Source organism: Shewanella sp. NKUCC01_JLK, from assembly GCF_019345615.1.
Lineage (GTDB): Bacteria > Pseudomonadota > Gammaproteobacteria > Enterobacterales > Shewanellaceae > Shewanella > Shewanella oncorhynchi.
Genome location: NZ_JAHKRD010000028.1, coordinates 1 through 21,726 on the forward strand (window position 1 = coordinate 1; position 21,726 = coordinate 21,726).

Annotated in this window: 40 protein-coding genes; 32 read left to right on the forward strand and 8 right to left on the reverse strand. The window is 45.2% G+C overall.

The window, feature by feature from the left end; genetic code table 11:
- The 12 genes from KO537_RS22295 to KO537_RS22350 all read left to right on the forward strand — a co-directional run.
- Window positions 1–949: hypothetical protein (locus KO537_RS22295; RefSeq protein WP_219235847.1), on the forward strand; the 949-nt coding region annotated here is incomplete at its 5' end.
- Between the two features lie 88 nt (window positions 950–1,037).
- Complete coding sequence (locus KO537_RS22300; RefSeq protein WP_173248781.1) at window positions 1,038–1,430, forward strand: phage tail protein; 393 nt, start codon at window positions 1,038–1,040, stop codon at window positions 1,428–1,430.
- Window positions 1,420–1,644: a tail protein X gene (locus KO537_RS22305; RefSeq protein ID WP_219235849.1), complete on the forward strand. Its 225-nt coding sequence runs from the start codon at window positions 1,420–1,422 to the stop codon at window positions 1,642–1,644. Before KO537_RS22300 ends, KO537_RS22305 begins: the two co-directional genes overlap by 11 nt.
- A gap of 36 nt (window positions 1,645–1,680) precedes the next feature.
- Window positions 1,681–2,655 carry a contractile injection system protein, VgrG/Pvc8 family gene (locus tag KO537_RS22310; RefSeq protein ID WP_219235851.1) on the forward strand — a complete coding sequence of 325 codons (975 nt, stop codon included), beginning with the start codon at window positions 1,681–1,683 and terminating at the stop codon, window positions 2,653–2,655.
- Window positions 2,656–3,121: 466 nt separating this feature from the next.
- A complete protein-coding gene (locus tag KO537_RS22315) occupies window positions 3,122–4,138 on the forward strand; it encodes a hypothetical protein (RefSeq protein WP_219235852.1) in 1,017 nt (338 codons plus the stop codon).
- Window positions 4,139–4,858: 720 nt separating this feature from the next.
- Window positions 4,859–5,143: a hypothetical protein gene (locus tag KO537_RS22320; protein ID WP_219235855.1), complete on the forward strand. Its 285-nt coding sequence runs from the start codon at window positions 4,859–4,861 to the stop codon at window positions 5,141–5,143.
- Window positions 5,144–5,188: 45 nt separating this feature from the next.
- A complete protein-coding gene (locus KO537_RS22325) occupies window positions 5,189–5,482 on the forward strand; it encodes a korC (protein WP_251071187.1) in 294 nt (97 codons plus the stop codon).
- 8 nt (window positions 5,483–5,490) lie between these two features.
- Window positions 5,491–5,886 (forward strand): hypothetical protein, encoded by a 396-nt coding sequence (locus tag KO537_RS22330; RefSeq protein WP_173248791.1) that lies wholly within the window; start codon window positions 5,491–5,493, stop codon window positions 5,884–5,886.
- Window positions 5,887–5,907: 21 nt separating this feature from the next.
- Window positions 5,908–6,255 carry a hypothetical protein gene (locus KO537_RS22335; RefSeq protein ID WP_219235857.1) on the forward strand — a complete coding sequence of 116 codons (348 nt, stop codon included), beginning with the start codon at window positions 5,908–5,910 and terminating at the stop codon, window positions 6,253–6,255.
- 230 nt (window positions 6,256–6,485) lie between these two features.
- The gene (locus KO537_RS22340; protein WP_219235859.1) at window positions 6,486–6,683 is read left to right on the forward strand and encodes a hypothetical protein; all 198 of its coding nucleotides are present in this window, start codon (window positions 6,486–6,488) and stop codon (window positions 6,681–6,683) included.
- A gap of 41 nt (window positions 6,684–6,724) precedes the next feature.
- Window positions 6,725–7,318, forward strand: a complete 594-nt coding sequence (locus KO537_RS22345; protein WP_219235861.1) for a hypothetical protein — start codon at window positions 6,725–6,727, stop codon at window positions 7,316–7,318.
- Between the two features lie 4 nt (window positions 7,319–7,322).
- Window positions 7,323–7,667: a helix-turn-helix domain-containing protein gene (locus KO537_RS22350; RefSeq protein WP_219235863.1), complete on the forward strand. Its 345-nt coding sequence runs from the start codon at window positions 7,323–7,325 to the stop codon at window positions 7,665–7,667.
- A 590-nt stretch (window positions 7,668–8,257) separates the two neighbouring features.
- On the opposite strand, the gene KO537_RS22355 is transcribed toward KO537_RS22350, so the two are convergent.
- The 8 genes from KO537_RS22355 to KO537_RS22390 all read right to left on the reverse strand — a co-directional run bounded on the left by KO537_RS22355 (window position 8,258) and on the right by KO537_RS22390 (window position 12,608).
- On the reverse strand, window positions 8,258–8,506 hold the full coding sequence (locus KO537_RS22355) for a hypothetical protein (RefSeq protein ID WP_219235865.1): 249 nt from the start codon (window positions 8,504–8,506) through the stop codon (window positions 8,258–8,260).
- 2 nt (window positions 8,507–8,508) lie between these two features.
- On the reverse strand, window positions 8,509–9,153 hold the full coding sequence (locus KO537_RS22360; protein ID WP_219235868.1) for a ParA family protein: 645 nt from the start codon (window positions 9,151–9,153) through the stop codon (window positions 8,509–8,511).
- A 114-nt stretch (window positions 9,154–9,267) separates the two neighbouring features.
- Entirely contained in the window at window positions 9,268–9,456 is a 189-nt protein-coding gene (locus tag KO537_RS22365) for a hypothetical protein (RefSeq protein ID WP_219235870.1), read from the reverse strand.
- A gap of 1 nt (window position 9,457) precedes the next feature.
- Entirely contained in the window at window positions 9,458–10,054 is a 597-nt protein-coding gene (locus KO537_RS22370; RefSeq protein ID WP_219235872.1) for an HNH endonuclease signature motif containing protein, read from the reverse strand.
- Window positions 10,047–10,280, reverse strand: coding sequence for a hypothetical protein (locus KO537_RS22375; protein ID WP_219235874.1), 234 nt, complete (start codon window positions 10,278–10,280; stop codon window positions 10,047–10,049). Before KO537_RS22375 ends, KO537_RS22370 begins: the two co-directional genes overlap by 8 nt.
- A gap of 12 nt (window positions 10,281–10,292) precedes the next feature.
- Window positions 10,293–11,177, reverse strand: coding sequence for a hypothetical protein (locus KO537_RS22380; RefSeq protein WP_219235876.1), 885 nt, complete (start codon window positions 11,175–11,177; stop codon window positions 10,293–10,295).
- Window positions 11,178–11,189: 12 nt separating this feature from the next.
- Window positions 11,190–11,822: a phage N-6-adenine-methyltransferase gene (locus KO537_RS22385; protein ID WP_219235878.1), complete on the reverse strand. Its 633-nt coding sequence runs from the start codon at window positions 11,820–11,822 to the stop codon at window positions 11,190–11,192.
- Window positions 11,823–11,939: 117 nt separating this feature from the next.
- The gene (locus tag KO537_RS22390; protein ID WP_173248817.1) at window positions 11,940–12,608 is read right to left on the reverse strand and encodes a LexA family transcriptional regulator; all 669 of its coding nucleotides are present in this window, start codon (window positions 12,606–12,608) and stop codon (window positions 11,940–11,942) included.
- Between the two features lie 195 nt (window positions 12,609–12,803).
- Here KO537_RS22390 and KO537_RS22395 point away from each other — a divergent pair, with 195 nt between their 5' ends.
- From KO537_RS22395 to KO537_RS22490, 20 genes are all read left to right on the forward strand, one after another.
- Window positions 12,804–13,013 (forward strand): helix-turn-helix domain-containing protein, encoded by a 210-nt coding sequence (locus KO537_RS22395; protein WP_219235880.1) that lies wholly within the window; start codon window positions 12,804–12,806, stop codon window positions 13,011–13,013.
- On the forward strand, window positions 13,010–13,423 hold the full coding sequence (locus KO537_RS22400) for a hypothetical protein (RefSeq protein WP_219235882.1): 414 nt from the start codon (window positions 13,010–13,012) through the stop codon (window positions 13,421–13,423). Before KO537_RS22395 ends, KO537_RS22400 begins: the two co-directional genes overlap by 4 nt.
- A gap of 1 nt (window position 13,424) precedes the next feature.
- A complete protein-coding gene (locus tag KO537_RS22405) occupies window positions 13,425–13,652 on the forward strand; it encodes a hypothetical protein (protein ID WP_219235884.1) in 228 nt (75 codons plus the stop codon).
- 54 nt (window positions 13,653–13,706) lie between these two features.
- Entirely contained in the window at window positions 13,707–14,204 is a 498-nt protein-coding gene (locus KO537_RS22410; RefSeq protein WP_219235887.1) for a hypothetical protein, read from the forward strand.
- Window positions 14,205–14,300: 96 nt separating this feature from the next.
- Window positions 14,301–14,645 carry a hypothetical protein gene (locus KO537_RS22415; protein WP_219235889.1) on the forward strand — a complete coding sequence of 115 codons (345 nt, stop codon included), beginning with the start codon at window positions 14,301–14,303 and terminating at the stop codon, window positions 14,643–14,645.
- 41 nt (window positions 14,646–14,686) lie between these two features.
- Window positions 14,687–15,955, forward strand: a complete 1,269-nt coding sequence (locus tag KO537_RS22420) for a tyrosine-type recombinase/integrase (RefSeq protein ID WP_219235890.1) — start codon at window positions 14,687–14,689, stop codon at window positions 15,953–15,955.
- A 39-nt stretch (window positions 15,956–15,994) separates the two neighbouring features.
- Window positions 15,995–16,195: a hypothetical protein gene (locus tag KO537_RS22425; RefSeq protein WP_219235892.1), complete on the forward strand. Its 201-nt coding sequence runs from the start codon at window positions 15,995–15,997 to the stop codon at window positions 16,193–16,195.
- A gap of 292 nt (window positions 16,196–16,487) precedes the next feature.
- Window positions 16,488–16,976 (forward strand): hypothetical protein, encoded by a 489-nt coding sequence (locus tag KO537_RS22430; protein WP_219235893.1) that lies wholly within the window; start codon window positions 16,488–16,490, stop codon window positions 16,974–16,976.
- Between the two features lie 10 nt (window positions 16,977–16,986).
- Complete coding sequence (locus tag KO537_RS22435; protein WP_219235895.1) at window positions 16,987–17,145, forward strand: hypothetical protein; 159 nt, start codon at window positions 16,987–16,989, stop codon at window positions 17,143–17,145.
- 311 nt (window positions 17,146–17,456) lie between these two features.
- Window positions 17,457–17,864 (forward strand): hypothetical protein, encoded by a 408-nt coding sequence (locus KO537_RS22440; RefSeq protein WP_219235897.1) that lies wholly within the window; start codon window positions 17,457–17,459, stop codon window positions 17,862–17,864.
- A 16-nt stretch (window positions 17,865–17,880) separates the two neighbouring features.
- Complete coding sequence (locus KO537_RS22445) at window positions 17,881–18,231, forward strand: hypothetical protein (RefSeq protein ID WP_173248834.1); 351 nt, start codon at window positions 17,881–17,883, stop codon at window positions 18,229–18,231.
- A 69-nt stretch (window positions 18,232–18,300) separates the two neighbouring features.
- Window positions 18,301–18,615 carry a hypothetical protein gene (locus KO537_RS22450; RefSeq protein ID WP_219235899.1) on the forward strand — a complete coding sequence of 105 codons (315 nt, stop codon included), beginning with the start codon at window positions 18,301–18,303 and terminating at the stop codon, window positions 18,613–18,615.
- An 11-nt stretch (window positions 18,616–18,626) separates the two neighbouring features.
- The gene (locus KO537_RS22455) at window positions 18,627–18,788 is read left to right on the forward strand and encodes a hypothetical protein (RefSeq protein ID WP_173248838.1); all 162 of its coding nucleotides are present in this window, start codon (window positions 18,627–18,629) and stop codon (window positions 18,786–18,788) included.
- A gap of 6 nt (window positions 18,789–18,794) precedes the next feature.
- Window positions 18,795–19,085 carry a hypothetical protein gene (locus KO537_RS22460; RefSeq protein ID WP_173248840.1) on the forward strand — a complete coding sequence of 97 codons (291 nt, stop codon included), beginning with the start codon at window positions 18,795–18,797 and terminating at the stop codon, window positions 19,083–19,085.
- Window positions 19,086–19,095: 10 nt separating this feature from the next.
- A complete protein-coding gene (locus KO537_RS22465; RefSeq protein ID WP_173248842.1) occupies window positions 19,096–19,467 on the forward strand; it encodes a hypothetical protein in 372 nt (123 codons plus the stop codon).
- Window positions 19,467–19,646 carry a hypothetical protein gene (locus tag KO537_RS22470; RefSeq protein WP_219235901.1) on the forward strand — a complete coding sequence of 60 codons (180 nt, stop codon included), beginning with the start codon at window positions 19,467–19,469 and terminating at the stop codon, window positions 19,644–19,646. Before KO537_RS22465 ends, KO537_RS22470 begins: the two co-directional genes overlap by 1 nt.
- Before the next feature lie 582 nt (window positions 19,647–20,228).
- Window positions 20,229–20,510, forward strand: coding sequence for a hypothetical protein (locus KO537_RS22475; RefSeq protein WP_173248846.1), 282 nt, complete (start codon window positions 20,229–20,231; stop codon window positions 20,508–20,510).
- 50 nt (window positions 20,511–20,560) lie between these two features.
- Window positions 20,561–20,989, forward strand: coding sequence for a M15 family peptidase (locus tag KO537_RS22480; RefSeq protein ID WP_173248848.1), 429 nt, complete (start codon window positions 20,561–20,563; stop codon window positions 20,987–20,989).
- Between the two features lie 123 nt (window positions 20,990–21,112).
- Complete coding sequence (locus KO537_RS22485) at window positions 21,113–21,442, forward strand: hypothetical protein (protein WP_173248850.1); 330 nt, start codon at window positions 21,113–21,115, stop codon at window positions 21,440–21,442.
- Entirely contained in the window at window positions 21,430–21,654 is a 225-nt protein-coding gene (locus tag KO537_RS22490; protein WP_173248852.1) for a hypothetical protein, read from the forward strand. Before KO537_RS22485 ends, KO537_RS22490 begins: the two co-directional genes overlap by 13 nt.
- The last annotated feature ends 72 nt before the right edge of the window (window positions 21,655–21,726 follow it).

The window sequence follows — 21,726 nt, forward strand, 5'->3', positions numbered from 1 at the left end:
TAAGTCGGCGTTTAGTGGCGCATGGGAGCTATTCAAGACGATCCTGTCTTGGTCGCCCATTGGGTTACTGTTTCGCGCCTGGGGGCCGTTAACGTCGTTCTTCAGTGGCGTGTTTGACGGTGTCGGGTCGGTGTTCAGTGGTTCGTGGGAGTTATTCAAGACGATCCTGTCTTGGTCCCCCCTTGGGTTTCTGTTCCAGGCATGGGGGCCGTTAACGTCGTTCTTCAGCGGCGTTTTTGACGGTGTCGGGGCGGTGTTCAGTGGCGCATGGGCGCTATTCAAGACGATCCTGTCTTGGTCGCCCCTTGGGTTGTTGTTCCAGGCATGGGGGCCGTTAACGTCATTCTTCAGTGGTTTGTGGAATGGAATAACAGCGGTGTTTAATGCCCCGCTTGATGCGATTAGAACACTTTTATCATGGACACCATTAGGCTTGATTGTTCAAGCTTGGGATCCCTTGTTAGGTTTCTTTTCGGGACTGTGGGAAAACATTAAGTCAATGGCCAGTGGTTTTATTGACTGGTTAGTGTCGGCGGTTATGGGCCCAGTTAATGACATTATGTCGGCAATTGGTGAGGTGTGGAACTGGTTCACTGGTGATAGCCCACAGGCTGAGGTGATTAAAACGGTTCGCCAAGCCGCGCCGCCTCCAATGGTTAGCCCATTGGCCCCTGAACAGCCCGCCATCGATGGGGGTTATTCGCCAGGTATGATGGGGGATGCCCCGCCGATGATGCGCGATCCTATGCAACGCCCTGTTGTGTTACAAACTGGGTTTAAGCAGCAGTCAGCGGCCCCGTCGTATGTTGACCAAAGCCAAACACACTTTGCGATTACCGCGGGCCCTGGGATGGATTCGCAAGAAATCGCCCGCGAAGTTCAGCGCAAGCTTGACGAACGGGACCGACAAAACGCGCGCCGTGGCCGTGGACGTCAAACCGACGTCTAACCTTAACCATGATTAACTTATTATTGCCCGGCACTGTCCGGGCTTTATTTTTGGGGGTGTTATGCCTGATAGGTCAAACAATGAGGTCATGCTGGCATTAGGTGATTTTCAATTTTCAATTGATACGGCCCAGTATCAAACTTTATCAACGTCACACGCTTGGCGCTGGCAGAAAAAAGACCGCGTCGGGAAAAAGCCAGCACGGCAATTTCATGGCCCGGATGCGTCATCTAAAAACCTCGACATTATGATTTATCCACAAAACAAAGCGGATTTATTGCTGTTAAGTAAATTGAAAGCGATCGGTGATAAGGGAAAGCCACAGCGATTAGTGGGAGGAACCCCAAGCGGCGGCGCGGATCTTGGGCTGTGGGTCATCGAGAAGCTAGACATTTCCGAGCAGTATTTTTTAACTAATGGGATCCCGCTTGAAATGAAAGGGACCCTAATGATTGCTGAGTGGGGCGAAGATGAAGAATAACCCTATCGGCGAGCATTACCGCACAAAAAGCGGCGAAATGCTCGACAGTATTTGTCACCAATATTACCAAGGCAGACCAGGAGCCACAGAACAGGTATTGGCTGCTAATCCTGGTTTGGCAAAACTAGGCCCTATCTTACCCGCTAACATTTTGGTTTTTATGCCAGAGTTGGCCGCCGCGGTAGATAATAGCAAGGTGTCGTTGTGGGACTAGCCTAACAATTAAAGCAAAGAAAGGACGAATTAACGAATGAAAGAAGCACGTTATAAAGTCACCGCGAATGGCAATGATATCACCAAGGCGTTAGCGTCACGCTTGCTTAAGCTCACTGTCAGTGATGCGGCGGGGTCTGACTCTGACACTGTGGCCATTGAGTTAGATAACCGTGATGGTATTGTTAGGTTGCCGGAAACGGGCGCAGAATTGGAAGTGTGGATCGGCGACACTGATTCGTTAGTCTATAAGGGGGTTTTTGAAGTCGATGAATTAGAGGTCCCGCTTGATGATCAGGTGTTTAGCATTCACGCCAAAGCCGTAAAGATGAAAGGCAGCTTAAAGGCCCCTAAAGATGAAACCTTTGATAACATTACCCTGGGGGATTTAGCCGCCAAAATCGCCGCGGCACATGGTTATGATGTAAAGGTGTCGCCAGAGTTGGCGGGGATCACCTATGAGCATTTAGATCAAAAGTCTGAATCTGATATGAACCTATTATCACGACTTGCCAGAGAAGCCGGGGGATTTTTTAAACCTGTCGCTAACAAGTTGGTGATCGTGGCCAAGGGCGAGGGCAAAAGCGTGTCGGGTAAAGAATTGCCTGTATTTGTCATCGATGACCCCGAAAACACGTCCGGGCGTGTCACGATACAAAAGCGCAGCGATTATCAGTCTGTAGTGGTTAATTGGTTTGATGAAGTCAATCAAGTTGAAGTGCAAGAAATGGCGGGCAGTGGTGAACCGCAATACAAGATCCGCCGCAACTATCCTAACAAAGATGAAGCCCAACGCGCCGCAAAAGCCAAGCTGGACGGTTTTCAACGTGGCCAAGCATCGATTGACTTTACCCGGCCGTTAACCGCGTCACTGGCCCCGGAAACAAAAATCACGTTTGCTAATCACAATAGCGCCGCAAATAAGACCTGGTTAATAGAAACTATTGAGCACTCGATCGAGGGTTCGGGGGTGTCTTCAACCAGTGGTCGCGGCATTACCCCAAAAGATTAGCCCTTCACAGTTCCCCTTCAAAGCTGGGCGGCATTGGTTCGCCCTACTTATCTTGCGCCCGTCTGCGCGATCATCATTATTCAGTTGTTAAGTGCTTGAGCGTATTTGCCTAAACGTGAAAAAGATCTTTAAACAAGGACGCCCGATCCTATAAGATGCGCTGTTGAGATCTTATTTTATTTAGTATGATTAGATTTTTATGGCAGAATGACCACTAATTGTGGTACATTTTATTTCTACCGCAGAATGCGGACTTTGACTTGGTGATAAAATAGACTGATAAATAAATAACTTACTGGAATTCAGACACAAAAAAAGCCGGTTGGCAGACCAGCTCTCTTTGTAGGCATAAAACCGCTAGCGATCAATTCGACAAGATCAGCTTTCATTTTATGCTGACGGATTCTTTTTTGCAATTAAAAAGATAAAGAAGCAAAAATGATGAGCATTTTTTTAGGGTGGCTGCATGAGTAGCCAAGCTATTGATGCGGATTTAACGGCATTTAGCGTTAAGCCGCACAGACGATACACGCCAGAATTTAACCTAGAAATGGTTAATCATCCGATTGCCAAGCGCCTTGACGCTATTCTTAAGGTGCATTCGTGGTCAAAAAACCGTTATATGGCCAAGTTGCGGTCAGCGGGTGCAACATTGATCCGCAAGAAGAATCCAAGCGGCCCCGATCGTGTAAAAGTCATCCCCCCTCGCCGAGCGGCAATACGTAGTGAAAGAGAAGAAACTTTCAACGCTTTAGCTAGAGCTATGATTTACCGCGCAGACTATGATCCTGATGCCCCTTACTTATTTGAAGTTAAAGCCTCTGTGCCTGAACTGGCCGAAATGATAGGCCAAATCCACCATTATCAACCGGGTTACGATGGTAATAACGGCCAATACAGGCACGGACGCGTTGCTTATGATCCAGTGCTTGCCGCCCTCGAAGATTATGCAGCCAGCAACTTGATCTTGCTTGTGCATGAGTTTGACGCCAAAGCAAAACAACATAAAGCTATGCGGATTTTCTTTCGCCCGGAGTGGTTCAAGTCGTTTGGCTTAACCATGAAAGACACCAAGGCGCTGATCGCAAGGTCGCGCGCCTGGATGCAAAAGAAAGGTTTACTAGCGAACGCGAAGAAACAACGTGAGGCCGAGGTAATAAGACAAACTGCCAGCGATAGAATTGCGGGCCTCGATCGTCCAAGTCTTAAAAACCTGTTGGCCAGATTGCGCCGCGAGTTCACCGGGGCAAATAAGCACACAGAACAAGTGATGGACTCACACCGCCGCCTGAAACAAGCGATTAAAGACAAGGCCAAACAGCCGCAGCGTTCTGACGCTGAAAGAGAATACTTCAAGCTGTGTAACCAGTTGCCATCTGTTTGGATATTCCAAGCTAAGAAAGTTATTAAAGACAATCACCCGCAAGCCCAAGGCGACGAGTATTTAACCTTGCTTAACGAGGTCCTGCGCGGCTACACATAGCCCTAAAACAATGTTTATAAGCTAGCCTAGTGCTGGCCTTTTCACGTTGGCCATAGCTAATTTCAGGCCGTACAGCGTGACGTTTTTACATTGCTATCCCGCGAAACTCACATTTATACGTCTGTTTGTAGCCAAATATTGGCGCATGATCTCGCCTATATATTTTTAATCTCGAAATTAAACGCTGAACTAACCACTTCTTTAAAAAGAAGGATAATTAGACGCCCTAAAGGCGATCTAATTTATCTATCGCTACGCTTAGAAAGATATAATGATGCGGCCATTTCCTGGCTTACGCCAGGGGCCTAAGATCTCCCCCTCCGCCCCCTCCGGGGGAACCTCTCGCCCGCGAGGCGTCAGGAGCTTGGCACGGACTTCGTCCTAAAGCCAACCCCCTGAGCCTAGGCTATTCGTTTCATTACGCAGTAAAGGCCAAGCCGCTTCGCGGTGCTGCGCAGCCTTGACAGCGTAATTCCACTGCTTTCGGAAAGAATTGATAGCGTGGTAACAGAAAATGCTTAACACCTTGCCAGAGCGAAATAGAGGCTTAAATCATTTAGTCAGTCAATTCCGTGACATGTCACAGGCAAGCGGGCAGATATAAAGGCAATCAATTAACGAAATAACGAATTAACGCTTGATAATTAGGACGAAAGGTCCTATTATTTGAATCAAGGCCGGGCATATTGCCAAGGCCAAAAACCGGGGGGTGTTAACCCGATGAAGCTGAAAAGCTTATGCTCTTTTAAAACTGGAAATGCTACCGCCGACTTTTGGGTTACTCGCCGAGGTTCGATAGAATCACTAGGCAAACCAACAAGGCAATTTAACCCTGAACATATAGGGGTTACGGTTGAACGACGAGACATCATCTTAGATACATGGTTGTTTTATGTTTTTGTACACCTGAATAGTTCAGGTTATTTTAAGGCACTAGCGAAAGGGACCCTTTCACTGCAACACATTACCCTAGCCGATGTTGGCAATATCCAGTTTAAACAATAATGAAAGCGGGGTTCGCCCCGCTTATATTGAGTCAAAAGGAAAACCATGATCCCGTTACCATCATTAGACACGCAACAAAAACAAGTTGCCGCATTTGAACAAGGATTAAATCCATCGACATTGTTGTCGGCCGAGTCGGGCGCTTGGGTTAGGCCGTGCGGCGAAGATGTCCGAATCGTCTTAAAAATGGCAGGGCTTACAGGTAGTTCAGCCGGGGCCTTGCTCGATGTCAGTAGTCGAACAATCCGTAAGTGGACTAGCGACGCCCAAGAAATCAAATTCGCGGCTTGGTGCTTGCTCTGTGAACGCGCGGGCCTAGGTATGATTTGGGTTAAATAGGGGGAGTGATGCGATATTCAATCATTGCAAAAACAGAAAGCTCGACGTTTCATTTGCTCAATCTCTCGGGAGAATTTGCACTATATGACAAACTATCACCTGGGCCTGAATATGTGCGAAATCGTTTCCGCGTTGACGAACGCGGCGAAGTAGCCCTACAAGAGTTGTTTGAGCAGATAAAATCGGACCCGACTAAATTTGGTTTACCTGATAATGCTCAGGTTTTTGTCTCGTCATCATTGGCAAAATACGAACTCATAAAAGAGGGGTTAACCTGTCCACAGTGCGCCGCTAATGCGTTAAATTTGTATTGGGAAGGGCAATGTGCGCACACGAAGAAGTGGATCCACTTTGAACGCTGTGGCCAGTGTTTTTACAATCACTATCAGCTTGCCGAAAGGTAACAAAAACCAAGGAATGTTTTGATGATGACTCATAAAGTTTTAGCGGTGGGTGTGTTGGCCATAGCGTTAAGCGCCTGTTCAAAAATGCCTGAATGGATGATGTTAGGGAGCATTAACGGCTTGGATCGCGCTAAGTGGTCAACGGCCACCAATGAACAGCAGTTAGGGACCGCCGCTTATTGGCTGGTATCGCTTGAGCGCAAAGGCTGGCTTAACGATCCGTCATTAGTCGAGGGCGATAAGTTTAAGGCTGCATCGATGACGTTGCAAAACTGTATTAATGATCACCTGGCATTCAGCAACAAAGAAACCGATGTGATAGTCGCGGAATGCGTTCAGTTAAACGCCTGGGCGAATCCTGACAAGTAAAGAATTAACGAAATGTATAATTAACGATTAATCAGGCTCTACTATCATTTTGATATGTTTTTGGTTTAACTGCGTGTCATTTAGGCGTACACTGTGCGCCAACATTTTGACTTGTTGTTACATAATTGCATCATTTGCATAGGAATTTTTATCTAATAAAACTTTCCGTGGTCAATAACACTTTAGGTGTGATTTTATGGCTTGATGTAATATACTGGCTTGGCTTTTTTATGTTAACCAAGTGGGAGTATTTATCTATGAAAGTGACTGACACAGTTCCGACAACTCAGGCTATTGGTGGAGGCACTAAACCGCCTCCAAAAGAACAGTCTGTCGAGTTCGCTCAGGTGCTTGAGCAAGAGCAAGATGTGCAACTTAAGGCGATCGGCGGCGGCACTAAGCCCCCTCCATCGCAAAATGAAATGTAGTCGTTAGATTTAGGTATGGATAGCTTGATAGCAGGGATGCAATGGACGTATTAATATATATTGACTCTATATTTACCAGCATAGACCAACGGCTGTTAAATAACTTTTTTTGTTTAGCTTTGGCGTTCGCCGCTTTGTTGAATAAGAGCAATAATAATATTCTTCTGTTGGTTTCTGTTATCTTGCTTGTTCACCTATTTGACGTTTTGTTTTTAAACGACTTCTTATTAAATAACTCTCACATAAAAAGTTATATGTTTTTTATTGTAAGTGGTTTTTTTGATATCGTCGTTTTATTGCTTATCGCGTTTCGATTACAAGTCTTTCGATTAGTGGTTTTTGCTTACATAAAGCTGGCTGGATTCTTGGTGCCAGATGTAAAAGGAGATTACAAAGTAAGCATTGTTTATCAGCGTCATGTTGATGAATTTAAAATAATTTTGCTTTATGCCGCTAGTTGTTTAGTCAATGTCATTACGTCCCTTGAGTATGGAGCCAGGGCCGTGATCTCAGAGCATATTTTATATGCTTATTATCTTTATACCCCTATCAAAGTTACGTTATTTGTTTATGAAATATTCTTACTTTTTAAGATAGGTTTTCAATCACAATCTTCTGTTTTTATGAAGGAATAATAAAATGGTACTATCTCAGATTGTTAAAGAGTTACGCCAGCTATCAGGGCTGACAGCAGAGGATTTTTGCCAACGCTTAAATATAAGTGTTGATACATTATTAAGTTGGGAAAATGATGATAGCAAAGACGGCCCAAGTTTCGTTAAGCTGTTTAAGGCGTTATCTGTGACACTAACATCCCGCCGTGATATGGACCATATCGACCGCATGGATAGACGACTAAACCAAGCCAAGGCCATTGTTGTTACTGTGAGCGATTCAGAGGATTTGAACGAGGATCAGCGTCTTGCGTTATCTGTGGTCACTGATCTGGTTGATGATGTTAAGCGGGACATGTTAGCGCGATAGTATCTGTCGTTTACCACTCCCAAAAGCCACCTATGAGGTGGTTTTTTATTGCGCTGGATTTATGTCATTAAAAAGCCCCTTGCGGGGCTTCAATCAAAACAGGCTTTCTTGCCGGGTTTCTTTTGGCTTGGGCCTGTTGTCGACGTTCGTTACCTCTATCCCTTCAAGCTTTGCAAACTGATCACATAATTCAGTGACAAAGACGTTTGCCTGGTGCTTGGTGCAATGCCCCCATGCAGTCTTAGAACTTGTTGGTTTTCCCCATTGATCTTTAAAGGGAGATAGCGGATCTGTGTCATACCCTTTGTGGCTGTAATGTTCACAGCTATTGCAGCATTTAGGCATGGTAAACCCGTGCATTAGGCCCCCGTGATATCTAATGATTTACGTAACAGGGTTTGTAACCATTCAGGCTTGGTCTTCAGCCATTGAGCGACTAGCGCGGCCGGAAGGGTTGGCAGATCAATTAGACGTGCTTTTTGTATTGCTGTATATTGCGCTTGTGACATAACTATCAATTCCCATTGGTTGGTTGTGATTACTCAAGCGGCTGAAAGGTCAGAGAGTCAGCCGCTTGAACTTAAAAGCAGTTACCCGCCTTTATTCTCTTTGTAAAATTCAAATGCGTTTTTCAGTAAGTCGACCATTGACAGATCGTGAGCCGTTGCAAAGGTCTTAAATTCCTTTTTCAGTTCAGCGTCAATTTTAAAGTTTAACGGAACCAATTCACCCGCCGCCGCTTTGTGTATGTTGTTACCCACAACGCCGTTGTGTGTGTCTTGCTGTGGTGGTTCGCCCTTGCCACTGCCTTTAGTTGGTTTCTTAGATGGTCCGGCCATGATTATTCCTCGATCAGCGTTTCTAGTCTGTTGATGATGTTTTGAATGACAGCGTCGGCTTTTTCGCGCGGCTGTTTATAAACGGTTTCCACTACTGAATAACCCATGTCCATCGCCCGACGATAACTCGGTTTATCTTCGATACGTCCATCGATGACAAAGTAAGGGGTTTTATTCAGGTAGGCTACCGCTTCTTGATATTCGGATTCGCTGCCTGTCGCACGGTTGAACACAAAGCAAATTGCGTCTTGTTTTACACCTTCAGCCACTAAATTGTGTGCCAGCGCTACGGCTGGCTGTAGGTCGTCGGTGGCTAATCCTGTAGGTATGATAACCAAATCGGACACTAAGCTTATTTGCTTGCTTGCGCGGCTTGCTTTGGGTTCTCCGTCGAATATAAATAGGTCATAGTTATCCGCTTGTTTTATGGCTGAGGCAGCAGTACCAAAGGTTTCTACTGCTATAACCGGTTCTATTTGATTCTGTAGACGTCGTTTTAACCAGTTAAAGCTAGTCGATTGATCTATGTCTAAATCTGCGATTTTTACATCCCAACCTGAACGCGCGTAACATGTCGCTATCGCTCTGGCTATGGTGCTTTTTCCTGGGCCACCCTTTTGTGTTACAACGCTGATTTTTATTCCCATTGGCTCCACCTATTAGCGTTAATTCGTTATTTCGTTAACGATAAATTTAGAGCATTAGGCGGAGATAGTAAAGCGTTAATTAACGAAATGTATAATTAACGCTTTAACTTGAGGTTAGCGAGGGGTGAGGGCGTTTCTTAGTGAGTGGGCTAAACATTCAGCCATGAGTTGATTTTCTAATATGTTGGCAGCGGATTTGAGTATCGCTATCTTGTCTGTGACGCTGATGTGTTCCATATCGTCCAAGTTAATCAAGATGCTGGCCGCAGCCTTGGCTAGTTCAGTGTTTGATATTGGCTTCATATTACCCTCTATGCTGGTTTAGTCGCTGATGGGTTTTTACTTTTAGGCGACAGATAAGTTTCATGCTTGGCTGTAACTCTGGTGCATACTCGCTAACCTTTTCCCTATTAAATGCCAAATGCTCAGCGCGGGTTATTTTTTCCATATTTGATGGGGATATATTCAATTTATCGCCGTCAATAAACCTTATTACGTCCCCTGGATCAATTGGCCCAAAGTGCTTTATCCATTCCACTATGTGTTTAAATTCCCACACATTAGGCTCATGGGTTTTTATCTCAATATATCCGTCTACATTAATTCGCTCACTGCCAACGGGTCGCCAATTAAACGGCTTTTCACCTTTTTTAAAGCTGGTTTTGTTTGGGCCCTTTGGCCTTGCGTTCGGGTGCGGTATATTCCCCGGCTTAAATTGTCCTGTTCTTCCTGAGAACCATTTGTTTCTTTTTCTCACTCCCTTTATTGCATCTATAGAAAAATCAGTATCAAAGGCTTGATTAAAAGCGACAGTTAAATCAGGGTCGGTTTTTTCCGCATAATGCGCTTTGATAAATACCAGCATTTCTGGCGTGTAGTGAATACATTTTCCTTTAGGCATTTTTGTCTACTCCTATCAGCGACCCGCCTCGATTGCCATATTCGGCTTTAAATTCGGCGGCTTTAAGAGCTAACGCCGCGTTACTTACAATTTGGCTTGATATGCCTGAAACAGCCTTGGATCGTTCAATTTCTTCTTTGAGTTTTTCACCTGTTATCGATTCATCACTAAGGCGCTCAATCTGAGCAAATAAATGATTGTTTAAGTCGATTAGTTGATTTTTCATGAGTTCAATTCCTTAGCTGTTTAAATCAGTCATTTTCATATCAGAGGGTGTGACGATCCCGTTTTGGGTGACGTTCACATTGAATAGCCAGTCTTCAGCAAAGAGCTTTACTTCATCGGGTATGCGAACGCCGCCGCTTGGGGCTTTGCAGATCACCGACGTCATATTGTCTTTATCAAAGGTGATTAACTTGCCTGTGCCTGATTGGTGCATGTAAAGCAGTGAGCGACATTTATAGGTATTGCCGTCTTGGCCTTGCACTTCATTAAGCTGTGGCCACATGATCAGGTGGTGTTGGCCATGATGGAAAATGCCCGTTAAATCGATGTTGTTTTTCTCTGCCATGAGGCGCTTGATTTTATCGGCGGCGCGAATGTCTCGCTGATTTGCGTCTGCTAATTGTTTTTTGAATGTGTTCGCTTCATTTTCTAGGCGTGTAATTTTAAGGCTTTTTTCTTCCGATTTTGTCTTCACTCGTTTCAGTTGCTCTTTTAACCTTGCGGGGCTATCCGGTCCTTTAAGTTCGGTGAGTTGACGTTGTAACTCTGTGCTTTTTGCCCGTGACATTTCAAGTTCACGAACAAGCCCCATTTGCTTATGGGCGTTTTTTTCGGCCTGAAGTAAAACCGTGTTCATTTCTGACATTCTGGTTTCTAGCTGGTTTATCTGGTCGGCATCGGCTTCAATTTTGCGTTTATAACCGTCAACCTGATTTTTTAATAGGGTGGCGGTTGATGCCTGTTCTTTTAACCTGGTCATTTCACTGTTTAGGAGATTAATCGTTTCAGCCATAAGGTCTGACTCTTTAACCATTTTGTTAAATAAGGCGATAAAGGCTTCTAAGCTGTTAGCGGCGTCATTGTTTAGCATGACTTGGGCGAGTTGTATGTTTTCCATTGCGTGATCCAGTTATTTCGTTAATTCGTTATTAAGTTTGGCTAGGCGAGCGTGACCGCGTTCCATTAGTGATAATTTGGTGGTCGATTCCCGTAATGTCGGCCCACGATATAAACCAGGGAAAATGATTAAACAGCAGGGTTTGTTAAGTGGGTCTTTCATGGTTTCGCCTGTTTCGGCATTCACAAATTCAAGTCGGCCACTGGCCCAGCGTTTGCCCGTTGTGCCTTTGCGCTTGCCTGTCTTGTATTCGTGGTCGTAGTAGTAACCCGTTATTTCTCGAATGATGCAGGGGCGACCCTGTGGCCACCACTCCGAACTTGAGTCAGCGAAAACCAAAAAACAGGTGGTAAAGCCCTTTTCTTGTTCTTGTTGGGCCTTTTCTATCCAGGGCAATATTTTTGAATAAGGTGGGTTAAGCCAGCCTGTCGCACTGGATAGCGGCGGAACGCTAGCAAGCCAATCTTGTTTTAATGAGTCAGTTTCGGGCGTGAAGTACACAGCACACTTAGCCGACATGCTTGTCGCGGCCAAATCGATTGCAAAGTCGAACTCGTCATCGAGCGCCGCAAACAACCAAGGCACGGTTGAGGTTTGATCCCGATATTCTTCTTTGGTTTTTGAGTTTTGCTGATGACTTGCCATAGTTTCCCTTATTTACTCTTTAAGTTGTTTTTGTTGCAACTTTATGTGTATTTAGTCACTTTAAGTGGTCATTTTGGGCGTAAAAAAACACAGCTATGCCATGCTTTTTAGTAAATCTTATTTACGCCAGCGGCCCGACCATACATAACGGCCTAACACGTCTAACGCATTGAACTGATCTTCAGTTAATTGCTGATCGTTAGAGTGGGTTTTATCGTTCGCATATAACGTATATGTGCCACCGATGTCTTTTCTTATCCAGCGGAGCCAGATATTACCGTCCTGTTCCCTTATTGCGTAAATGTCCGGCTCTTTTACGTCAGTTTCGGTGAGGTCGATTAATACGTCATCCCCTTTAGATAAATCAGGGACCATGCTGTTATCTGGCACGCGTAGCAATACTATTTTGTGACCTTCAATGCCTTTGGCTTCTAAGTCGCTTGCCCTAAATGCAATTGAATCACTGACTAGCTGCTTACTTTCATTTAAACCTTTCATGGTTTCAATTTTTGGGGTATTTGCAGTGATATAGCCCCAATTATCGGGTTGTTCGCCTGGGCTGTCGGTAAATCCGACTAGATAAGATGCCGAGGTCCCTAGCACATTAGCTAAATTGGGAAACATGTAAATTCTTGGCGCGCGGGCCCCACATTCCCAATTCAACCAGCGCGAACGGCTGACACCTGCCCGTTTCCCCGCTTCTTCGGCTGTCCAGCCTTTAGCTTGACGAAGGCCCTTAATTCTCGCCCCGATTAAGAGTCTGTATTTTTCGTCATGGTCATCCATACGCTCGCCTCGTTTAGCAGTAGCAAAGCCCTACCTTGGGAAATGCCAATTAAAACCTAAATATACATTACTTTTTAAAATACCACATTAAGTATTAAATAGCACTTTTAGATCGTTGCATTTACCACTTAATGTGGCTAGTATTACCACTTAATGTGGCTTGAATGACCACGTAAAGAAGGAATAATCCAAGCCGTGACAATTAAAGAGTGGATAGACAGCTTAGGCGGGATAAGTAAAGCCGCCAGAGGGTTAGGGGTCGCACAGGCGACCGTTTGGTCTTGGTATCACTTGGAAAGGTTCCCGCGACCTCGCCAACAAGAGCTAATCAAAAAAGAAAGTCTGAATCAGGTATCAATAGAAGACTGGCGCGCCGCTTATGTGGCGTCGAAGGAAATAGCATGACGATTATTGTGTTAATGGGTGGCACAACTAGCCACCAAGAAGACGTTTTTAAGGACTTTTGCGCAGCGCGCCCTGGGCGAGTGGGTCAGTTTTCAGCGGCGGCATTAGCGGCCCCACAAAGCCGCATCGAGCGTTATCAGTTTATCTTTTCTCGCAAAACATGTGATGACCGGGTGACAGTTGTTGTCGGGGTGACAGATCCTGATGAAGTTGCGGCATTGCGGCAATTAGGCGCGTTTTTCTGCCACGTTCGCGGCCCCTTGGCCAAGGTGTTTTGTTCTGTGCCTATGTTGTTGTCTGATCTTCATGTTGCTGCCCGTTCTTGGTCGTTGCCTAAGCCCGAAGCCGTATTAACTCCCGCAGAGGTGCTATCAGAATGCCTGATCCGCTCACGTAAAAAGGTGGGTTGATATGAACCTAACCAAAGGCGCGGCGATTCTTTGTCAATCTGAACGCTTTAGGGCGTTTTTAAGCTTGATCGCTAACCGTGAAGTGACCAACGCTGATTTGGCGGCGGTTGCGGTGAGGGAATATTGCGGGGTATCGAGCCGCCGCGAACTGAATACTTGTAAAAAAGCCGGTGACTTATATCTGGCGCTGATCCAGCAGTTCAATGACTGGGCTAATCGTGATTGTTGATTCTATTCTGCCCGCATTACCGCTTAGAACTTCAATTAATAAGGCGGACGGGCCATGTATCCAAAACAGTTAGATGAATTATGTGAAAGTTGGGCGCGCTGGGTTCACCGCGGCGGGCTGGCGGTAAGTGGTCAAAGTGTGCTGAGTAAGCTTATCGATAACCACGGTGTAATGAATTATGGCAGTGGTAGCGGTGGCCCTGCGCTCAATTGTGTTGAAGCGGATATCGAAGCGGCGTTGATGGCGTTGTATGCAGTCAACCCGGCGGCGGTTGAATTGTTCAGGTTAGAGTATGGCGCAATTAAACGCCTTGGGTTTGATCCTGAGAAACCTCAGTTTGATAAGGCGCATTCGCTGGGGATTAGCGTTAGAACCTATAAGCGGCGGCTTGGGTTAGTCAGGTCGCATATAACAGAAAAGTTAACTAAGTCGAGGGCAAAACATGTCACCACGCAATCTATTCACGTTAGCCAGTCATCCCCCGCGCCAGCCTCGACCAGCCAAGAAAACCGTGCCAAATCCCGTGGCGGTAGCAAAGCGCCGCGAGCTTGAGGAACGACTATTGGCAAAACGCGAAAGAAGCTTAGAACCGTTTTGAATAAATAAAGAAATGACGAATTAAAGAATTAACGAAAGGGGCGAGATGATATGAAGGGCTTTAAGATTTCTCACCACTGGGTTAACCCGGTGCTTATAGGGTTAGTCGTTGCGGGCGATACCTTGGCCCTTTATTGGGTGAGCGTGGCTGCTAAGTTGGCTTTAGTAGCTTTGGGGACTTTCTTGATTATTAACTTTGTCTTTATTCATGCTGATGAAATTAGGACCGTACACAAGGGCATTAAGCCGCCCGTTGATTGGTTATCTCGCCTGAGTTTCTTTTGCTTGCTGGCTTCATTAGCACTGGTCCAGTGGTGGGGTTGGCTGACGTTCTTGTTGTTGTCTTGGCTGGCTGTGGTTGCCAAGAACGCCGCAATTTTTAGAAACAAGCAGTGATTAATTTATCCACAATTTTAATGAACAAGGTGTGAGTAAGTATGAAGCAAAGCAAAAGTGTTGAGGTGGCCTTGTCTGAAGCTGTTGTCCGCCGCTATCAACATGATGCGACAGTGACCCAGCTTAAGGATCCTAAATATCCGCTTAGATTGCGCTTTAGCCGCGATCGCACAAAAGCAAGCTGGCACTTCGTCACTTACCGCAATAACCAAACTTATTGGCGCAAGGTCGGGACTTGGCCGTCACTGACCGTTAAAGCCGCGCTGGCTTGTGTGCCTGAATTATCAGCCCAAGCGGCCATTAATCCCGGTGATAAGTTGTTGAGCGCCGAACAATTCAAGACGGTAGCCGACTTATTGAACTGGTATGAGCAACGCTGTAGCAAGTTGCAAAGCTTATCTAAACATCGTAAGTCGACCATTAAGTCAGTGATTAAGTGTCATTTGTTGCCGATGTTAGGCCCGCTAAGTTATGACGACTTAACCCCTACTGATGTTGATGATCTGTTTATTTGTCCACTTCAGCAAGACAGGTCATTAGCCACCGTTCGGCTAGCATTCGTGGTACTTAAAGCGGCATTTAACCAGGCTAAGAAACAGAAACGCATATCAGTAAATCCAATGAGTGAAATGGTATTCAGTGATTTCATTATTGATAGTGTGGTCGCCCGTGATGGAGCCATTAAGCCAATGATGTTACCTGAGTTGTTGAACAGCTTATCAGAACAAACTATTCGCATTCAGATGTTTGTTGCGCTGTTGCTGGGGTTTGCTACTCGTATCGGTGAAACCCGGTTAGCCCGTTGGGACCAGTTCGACTTTAATAAGCGCACCTGGACCATTCCAAAAGAAAACACTAAGACACGTCAAACCCATGAGTTACCCCTATCAGAGCAATTTATCCGGTTGTTGTCAGCATATCGTAAGCAACAACAATCAATAGGATATCGGGGTTTGTATTTGTTCCCAGGACAAAAGTCTAAGCGGTCTATCTGTGAATCAACCGCCAGTAAGTTAATCAAACAATTCAGTGAGAGTGCCTTTAGTGCGCATGACTTTAGAAAGTTAGCCCGGTCAATATGGGCTGATCTCAGTATCGACTATATGGTCGGTGAACGATTGTTAAATCACTCATTAAGTAAACTCGATGAAGCCTATTTTCAAACCTTAATCAGTGGGCCTAAGCGTGATGCTATCGAACAATATCATAAACATTTAGATGACTTGGGGTTCACTGAGTTTCACACCGATCCATTACCGAGATCGTTTGTTAAATCATGTTCATTCAATCCCAATAGCCAAGCGGCTTAGACCATGAATCAAGACATTTATCATATAGGAGTAAGGACAATGCAAGGGACTGGAAAAAAACATGCGCCGAATCATAGCGAAACCGCACACGATGAAGGCGAGGTGGTCAGCTTGATGCAACCGAGAATGCAGAGCGCAATCAATGAGTTGCAAGGGTTGAGTGAGCGATGGCGACAGATGAAGGCGGGGGACCCTGAGCGTTTCAGGGTTTACCACGGGTACGAGGCCCGCGGTATTTGACAAAATATTCACTTTCCTATGCGCCGACAGCACTCTTTCCAGTTAGCTGGAAAAATCCAGTTAATCCGCGGCTTGTAGGCTGTTGGTTTTAGAAATTTAGGTTAATTAGATGTCGATACGCTATTTAAACATTTCGCAGATCGCCGACATGTTCGCATTGTCCAGACCGACAGTCCGAAAGCGATTGAGGCGGGCCGGAGTCGCGCCACATTCGACCGTTGGCAGTGTGCCTTTGTATGACATGGCCAGAGTCGGCCCCGCTTTGTTTTCTCACTAAGGTTAAGGGTTAAAAATGTTTTCAGATCAGAGTTATGACAAGTCACTTGAAGAATTGAAAGCGGCTTTAGGTTCGCGTGGCCAGTTTGGCATTAGCGCCATTCAACGCCATTTACGTTGGGGATATAACCGAGCGAGTTACCTGGCTGAACATGGCGTCAAAACTGGCCAGCTTGTGACATGCGGTGAGTTCAATCACCAATACATGTTCAAGGTCGAAGACGAAAAGCAAGCTTTGTCTGGTCATGTTCAGATAAAAGTTGAAGCCGCTTTGAATCTGTCTGATCGAGAACTTAAGCGGTGGTCTGCTCATGTTCAAATGGAAGTTGAAACCGCTTTGAATCTATCTGATCGAGAACTTAAGCAGTGGTTTGGTGATGACGTTCAAGGCATTCGGGCTGAGTTAACCAGGCTAAAAGAGTCCGGCCGAGTTTACCTTCACACTGAAGGTTGCGATAACGAAGACCCTGTCACTGGTAAGTGCCTTAGACACTATAAAGATTAAAGGCGGTTTTATGAAACGTGCAACTTCACTTACTCGTTACCAATCGTTCCGTTGGCTATGGCGCTTTGATAGTGAGGCTCGTTGGTTCTGGTTTTGGCAATACCTGCGCGGCGAAGATCTTCAGCAAGATGTGTTAATCAACTTGCGTGACTTTGGCGTCGGTCGCTAAGGGGCCAATATTGAGTACGGATCATTTGCATCGTCAGCTTTGCAAGCTAGGCGAAATGATGGGCGACGGTTTGCATGAGGAACCGGACGGGGCTTGGATTGCGAAGGAATACCGCCAAGTAGCAAAGGCTTTAGGTTATGGACCAGTAAGGGCGAATAACAGCGAGGCGATTAACCAGGCTGTCACTGAAAAGCTTAAGTCGTCACCTTGCCCTAAATGCCACGGGCAACTTAAACAAACTCGTTCAGGATCTTTAAGGGTGGTTTGTGTTGAGTGTGGCGCTAAGTATCAGTTTAAGCGGAGGTCGGCAAATGCCAAGCGGAAAACTAAAGGATGAAAATTCAGTAGTTCGGTTATGCCGAACAACTGCTGAAGATAAAAAACAGGCGCAGCGTGAAGCAGCCGCAAAGCGAAAGCGCATTCAGCGTGAACGCCAATCGGCTTTAGGGATCGGCATTGTTGAAGTGTCATTGACTAAAGGCCAGCGCGAAACCTTAGAGAGAAACCGAGTTATCCGCGGCGGCGTTCGTGGCGAATATGGCTTAGATGAATATATCGAAACCTTGATCCGTCGTGACAATGAACAGCTTGAAAAACAAATCGCCGCCTTGGGTGATTGCGGTAAATGTAAATCGTCATTACCTGGCGGGTGTGATGGTTTGTTCAAGGGTGATTGCGAATGCTGGCACACGTTTAGCTATCGTGAATTGATGCTTTAATTAGGAGTTAAACATTATGAGCAAGAAGGGCAATAACAAGCGCATAAAACAGATGATATTTGATGTGGCTATGCAGGGCCGTAAGTTATTTTGGTATGGCGAGGAAAGCGAAATATTTTTGGCTTATAGCGCCGAAGCAATAAAAAATGAATATGACGATCCTAACAATAATGAAGATTATCAGTGTTGTGAACAGGTAAAGACAAACTGGCGTGTAATGTGGTCGGCGGTTAGATGTGAAGAACCAATAGGTGGCGCTAAGTTAATCAAAGGTTCAGACTTTCATTATGCTGTGCCTTTAATTTCATTTGTTACGCCTTACTCTGAGTATTACCCGGTTGATTGCATGTCAACATCTTATAACTAAAAAAGGTGGGGTCATTGCTCATTATGAATGCTGTGAATTTATGCTTTAAAAATAATAGAGGCTCTAATCGTGGATTTTAAACCATCTAAATTATGCAAGCAGTGTCAAGGGTCTGGTTTTTTTAAGAATGGCAAGTGTGGGTGTGTTGCCGTTGGCGTTCCAGTTGGCTATGTAGAAGCTGAGCCTTTAAATATTCGTATATGTGAAACTGAATTTAAATTGTCACATGCCTTGGCTTGCCTTAATTCAATAAGCGAAAGAGCTAATGATCCTGAACTGAGGAAGTTTGCGGCTAAAAAGATGGAAGAAATTAATTTTGATTGGATTGGTAAGTTAGAGTCGTTAGGGATTATTGATGATTCTAGAAAAAATCTTAATTCTTAAGTGAGGTTTTTATGGCTGCTGAAGTTAAATTTATTGAAGAAAATAAGAAATTCCCGATTGAGATTGAATTGCATGGTGAGTCGCTAGTGTTCACAAAAAAAGCGGCAATTGAACTAAAAAATAAGCTTCAGATAGCCATTGATTTAATGATTGAGCATGAAGCAACAGCATAGGGGGAAATGATGCAGTGTAAACATGGGGTTATTTTATATGGCACAGCCTGTTTAACTTGTCAGCGTGACTTTGAACAGTCAGGGATTGTTAGCTCTGAAGGTCAATTAAAGGTTGGCGACAAGATCACAATCATTGGTAAGTCTACAAGTGACGATCAGCAAACCACTGTCAAAGATGTGATAAGAGTCGATGGCCACGAAGAAATCATTATCAATAAAAGTCTGAATAAGTATTTCATTACAGCCATGTTGATTAGCGGTCAATCATGGGCGAAACAGGTTCAGGTAAGGGAATAAAGGATCCGTTATGACGTTATATGAGTTCGATAACACCGGGCATCATGCGAATATGTGGGTTATCTATTGCGGTAAAAAACACTATGTTATTTCCGCAAACTTCCCTGAACGTCTTTTTGCTTTAGTGCCTGAAAAAGAAGATGTGCCATTAGATGAATGGTGTTGGGTTCGCTGTGAAAATGTCAGTTTAATAAAAAATGAAATCCTTAATTTCCCAGCAATCAAGAATATGGAACCTATGACCAAACCCCAGCAAGAACATGAACAGTTTCATGCCGCCGTGGTCAATCTTGGGCGTTTGTTAGTAAAGGAATCTCGCATCGATAAGGTGGTCGAATTTTTGGCTACAAAGTTAGAGTCAATCAAATGGAGGCATCGTTAATGACATTATCCGCAGATCAACTAGAAGAAATAATCAGGCAAGCTTACTGCACTGGCGTTAAAGACGCGCGCGATAATCATCCAAGCATTGCAGACCAGCCAGGGAAGAAAAAGAGAGTAAAGCAAATTTTAAAAGAGGTAGAAAGGCAGATCTCTAGCGGGACACTTAAATGTCACTAAAACGCCACCATTTAACATAATGGCTATTTGACGCATAACCGAAAACCACTTCAGTTAAAATCACCCGTTAACGTCCCAAAAGTAATAATCAGCTAGCGGGTTTTTACCTCATTTTTAGAACTTAATAATTAGTCAAATTCACCACTATTACCGTTGACCGGGGATCATATCCCAAGGCCGCAAAAGTAACAGTTTTCGCCCGTGGGCGTGACATGTCACAAAGGGTAAAAAGAGCCTGACAACTAAAAGCGGAATTTGACAACTTAAAGTGTTGCAATCTTTGGCCCTTTAATTTAAAGTTCATCCAACGTGGTGTTTTTGCGTTTTACAAGTCCGTACCATTTAACCAGCTAGGGGCACAGGCTGTACCGACTTGTAAATATTTGACCTTATGACATGTCAGCGACTTGGCTTATTAAGTTGGCATCGAGGGAAGCCGCCGCCCCGCAATACCAAGAGCATGTTAGTACCCTGCTATAAGCCGCGGGCGAACACCGACCGCCGAGAGTAGTTCGGCACAACCATTCAAATTAAACAAAACCCGCCTTTCTTGGCGGGTTTTCTCTTTTCTGGGTCCTGAATATGAAATGTGTCATTAGTGCCGCTAGCGAGTTCAAAGGCCGCTTTATCGCCTATGGCGGCGGGAGTGGCATTTTCGTGTTTTCAAATGAAGTTGCGGCCAAGGCACAGCAAGCCGCCGAAATGGCGCAGCAAATCCCGGATCCGACATTGACAGTTCAAACAATGGTTTCCATCGGTGGCCTAGTCGTTATTGCGGGTCGCCTGGCATTAGACATTTTTAAAGAAGTCGATAAACGCCGCAATGGGAAAAACAAAAACAAAAGCGAGGGTGACAATGACTAATTTCAGCCTCTGTTTGTTATTGCTAGCTAACTTTTTAAAAGGGGTAGGTCATGCCTAAATTTAGTGCCACATCGATAAGCCGTCTTAATTCATGTCATCCCGACTTAGGCGTCATTTTCTCTGAAGTTATTCAGTCGATAGATTGTTCTATTTTTTGCGGTCATCGGGGACAGGCTGAGCAAGATAAAGCATTCGCCAACAAATTGTCACAAGTGCAATGGCCTAACAGTAAGCACAATTCAAGCCCAAGCATGGCAGTTGATGCGGGTCCATATTTTGCAGAATTAAAAAACACGTCATGGGATGACGCCAAGGCTTTTGCTTTATTTGCGGGCTATGTAAAGCGTGTGGCGGAAGAAAAGTTAAAAGCTGGTTTGATCACGCATCGTCTCAGATGGGGTGGCGATTGGGACGGCGACGGGCGAACGCTTGATCAGAAGTTCCATGATTTGCCTCATTTTGAGTTAATCAAAGTTTAGTCCCAAACGGGGACTTGTCAGTGTTGAACAGTATCGAGCTGAACTTAAGCAGTAGGGCGTTGATGCGGTTTGCGTCATGGGGCGGCATGTTGCCGCCCTTACTTTTTGTTTATTGGAGGTTTTATGCGAGTCATTTTAATTATGTGTTTGGCCTTGGTGTCATGCCTTACTTTTGCCGATCCTTTGGATGTTGCGCCCGTCGTAGATGAACCCACGTTCGACATTGTGTCGTTATTGGTGGGTTTGCTGGGTGAAAAAGCGTCTTATGTGCTGGTGACAATTGCCGTCATCGGGTTTATTTGGGCGCAGTTGAGACAACTGATATCTGCCGAAACCTTGGCGAAATTGCCGGGCTGGGTTGTTTGGTTGTTGGAGCTTTTGGCGGCAAATAAAGGCCAAGCAGCGAACGCCATTAATAACCGTCCTGAGCGATTTAAAAAATGGGTTGGTTAAAGGCGTTAGCGCAAATTCTTAGTTTGCTTTTGTCGGAATTAGAGAAATATCGGGCAGAAGCAAAGCAGATCAGACGGGAAGATAGGAGAGCGAGCATTGAAGAAGCCCCTGCGAATGCTAATGCTGAGTTGTTTGGGAATAGTGCTGGCCGGGTGCGCATCGATGATGATGTTACCCAAAAGCCCGTGCGACCCGACGCCTCCGACGCTTGAATGGTTTGAAACGCAAGACGGCGGGATCTATTACCCCAAGGAATCGGCCGCCCAATTGCTCAATTACATTCA

Bases quoted from the DNA above. Each gene is read 5' to 3' on its own strand.
- KO537_RS22300 (WP_173248781.1), top strand. From the start codon at position 1,038: ATGCTGGCATTAGGTGATTTTCAATTTTCAATTGATACGGCCCAGTAT.
- KO537_RS22305 (WP_219235849.1), top strand. From the start codon at position 1,420: ATGAAGAATAACCCTATCGGCGAGCATTACCGCACAAAAAGCGGCGAA.
- KO537_RS22310 (WP_219235851.1), top strand. From the start codon at position 1,681: ATGAAAGAAGCACGTTATAAAGTCACCGCGAATGGCAATGATATCACC.
- KO537_RS22315 (WP_219235852.1), top strand. From the start codon at position 3,122: ATGAGTAGCCAAGCTATTGATGCGGATTTAACGGCATTTAGCGTTAAG.
- KO537_RS22320 (WP_219235855.1), top strand. From the start codon at position 4,859: ATGAAGCTGAAAAGCTTATGCTCTTTTAAAACTGGAAATGCTACCGCC.
- KO537_RS22325 (WP_251071187.1), top strand. From the start codon at position 5,189: ATGATCCCGTTACCATCATTAGACACGCAACAAAAACAAGTTGCCGCA.
- KO537_RS22330 (WP_173248791.1), top strand. From the start codon at position 5,491: ATGCGATATTCAATCATTGCAAAAACAGAAAGCTCGACGTTTCATTTG.
- KO537_RS22335 (WP_219235857.1), top strand. From the start codon at position 5,908: ATGATGACTCATAAAGTTTTAGCGGTGGGTGTGTTGGCCATAGCGTTA.
- KO537_RS22340 (WP_219235859.1), top strand. From the start codon at position 6,486: ATGTTAACCAAGTGGGAGTATTTATCTATGAAAGTGACTGACACAGTT.
- KO537_RS22345 (WP_219235861.1), top strand. From the start codon at position 6,725: ATGGACGTATTAATATATATTGACTCTATATTTACCAGCATAGACCAA.
- KO537_RS22350 (WP_219235863.1), top strand. From the start codon at position 7,323: ATGGTACTATCTCAGATTGTTAAAGAGTTACGCCAGCTATCAGGGCTG.
- KO537_RS22355 (WP_219235865.1), bottom strand. From the start codon at position 8,506: ATGGCCGGACCATCTAAGAAACCAACTAAAGGCAGTGGCAAGGGCGAA.
- KO537_RS22360 (WP_219235868.1), bottom strand. From the start codon at position 9,153: ATGGGAATAAAAATCAGCGTTGTAACACAAAAGGGTGGCCCAGGAAAA.
- KO537_RS22365 (WP_219235870.1), bottom strand. From the start codon at position 9,456: ATGAAGCCAATATCAAACACTGAACTAGCCAAGGCTGCGGCCAGCATC.
- KO537_RS22370 (WP_219235872.1), bottom strand. From the start codon at position 10,054: ATGCCTAAAGGAAAATGTATTCACTACACGCCAGAAATGCTGGTATTT.
- KO537_RS22375 (WP_219235874.1), bottom strand. From the start codon at position 10,280: ATGAAAAATCAACTAATCGACTTAAACAATCATTTATTTGCTCAGATT.
- KO537_RS22380 (WP_219235876.1), bottom strand. From the start codon at position 11,177: ATGGAAAACATACAACTCGCCCAAGTCATGCTAAACAATGACGCCGCT.
- KO537_RS22385 (WP_219235878.1), bottom strand. From the start codon at position 11,822: ATGGCAAGTCATCAGCAAAACTCAAAAACCAAAGAAGAATATCGGGAT.
- KO537_RS22390 (WP_173248817.1), bottom strand. From the start codon at position 12,608: ATGGATGACCATGACGAAAAATACAGACTCTTAATCGGGGCGAGAATT.
- KO537_RS22400 (WP_219235882.1), top strand. From the start codon at position 13,010: ATGACGATTATTGTGTTAATGGGTGGCACAACTAGCCACCAAGAAGAC.
- KO537_RS22405 (WP_219235884.1), top strand. From the start codon at position 13,425: ATGAACCTAACCAAAGGCGCGGCGATTCTTTGTCAATCTGAACGCTTT.
- KO537_RS22410 (WP_219235887.1), top strand. From the start codon at position 13,707: ATGTATCCAAAACAGTTAGATGAATTATGTGAAAGTTGGGCGCGCTGG.
- KO537_RS22415 (WP_219235889.1), top strand. From the start codon at position 14,301: ATGAAGGGCTTTAAGATTTCTCACCACTGGGTTAACCCGGTGCTTATA.
- KO537_RS22420 (WP_219235890.1), top strand. From the start codon at position 14,687: ATGAAGCAAAGCAAAAGTGTTGAGGTGGCCTTGTCTGAAGCTGTTGTC.
- KO537_RS22425 (WP_219235892.1), top strand. From the start codon at position 15,995: ATGCAAGGGACTGGAAAAAAACATGCGCCGAATCATAGCGAAACCGCA.
- KO537_RS22430 (WP_219235893.1), top strand. From the start codon at position 16,488: ATGTTTTCAGATCAGAGTTATGACAAGTCACTTGAAGAATTGAAAGCG.
- KO537_RS22435 (WP_219235895.1), top strand. From the start codon at position 16,987: ATGAAACGTGCAACTTCACTTACTCGTTACCAATCGTTCCGTTGGCTA.
- KO537_RS22440 (WP_219235897.1), top strand. From the start codon at position 17,457: ATGCCAAGCGGAAAACTAAAGGATGAAAATTCAGTAGTTCGGTTATGC.
- KO537_RS22445 (WP_173248834.1), top strand. From the start codon at position 17,881: ATGAGCAAGAAGGGCAATAACAAGCGCATAAAACAGATGATATTTGAT.
- KO537_RS22455 (WP_173248838.1), top strand. From the start codon at position 18,627: ATGGCTGCTGAAGTTAAATTTATTGAAGAAAATAAGAAATTCCCGATT.
- KO537_RS22460 (WP_173248840.1), top strand. From the start codon at position 18,795: ATGATGCAGTGTAAACATGGGGTTATTTTATATGGCACAGCCTGTTTA.
- KO537_RS22465 (WP_173248842.1), top strand. From the start codon at position 19,096: ATGACGTTATATGAGTTCGATAACACCGGGCATCATGCGAATATGTGG.
- KO537_RS22470 (WP_219235901.1), top strand. From the start codon at position 19,467: ATGACATTATCCGCAGATCAACTAGAAGAAATAATCAGGCAAGCTTAC.
- KO537_RS22475 (WP_173248846.1), top strand. From the start codon at position 20,229: ATGAAATGTGTCATTAGTGCCGCTAGCGAGTTCAAAGGCCGCTTTATC.
- KO537_RS22480 (WP_173248848.1), top strand. From the start codon at position 20,561: ATGCCTAAATTTAGTGCCACATCGATAAGCCGTCTTAATTCATGTCAT.
- KO537_RS22485 (WP_173248850.1), top strand. From the start codon at position 21,113: ATGCGAGTCATTTTAATTATGTGTTTGGCCTTGGTGTCATGCCTTACT.
- KO537_RS22490 (WP_173248852.1), top strand. From the start codon at position 21,430: ATGGGTTGGTTAAAGGCGTTAGCGCAAATTCTTAGTTTGCTTTTGTCG.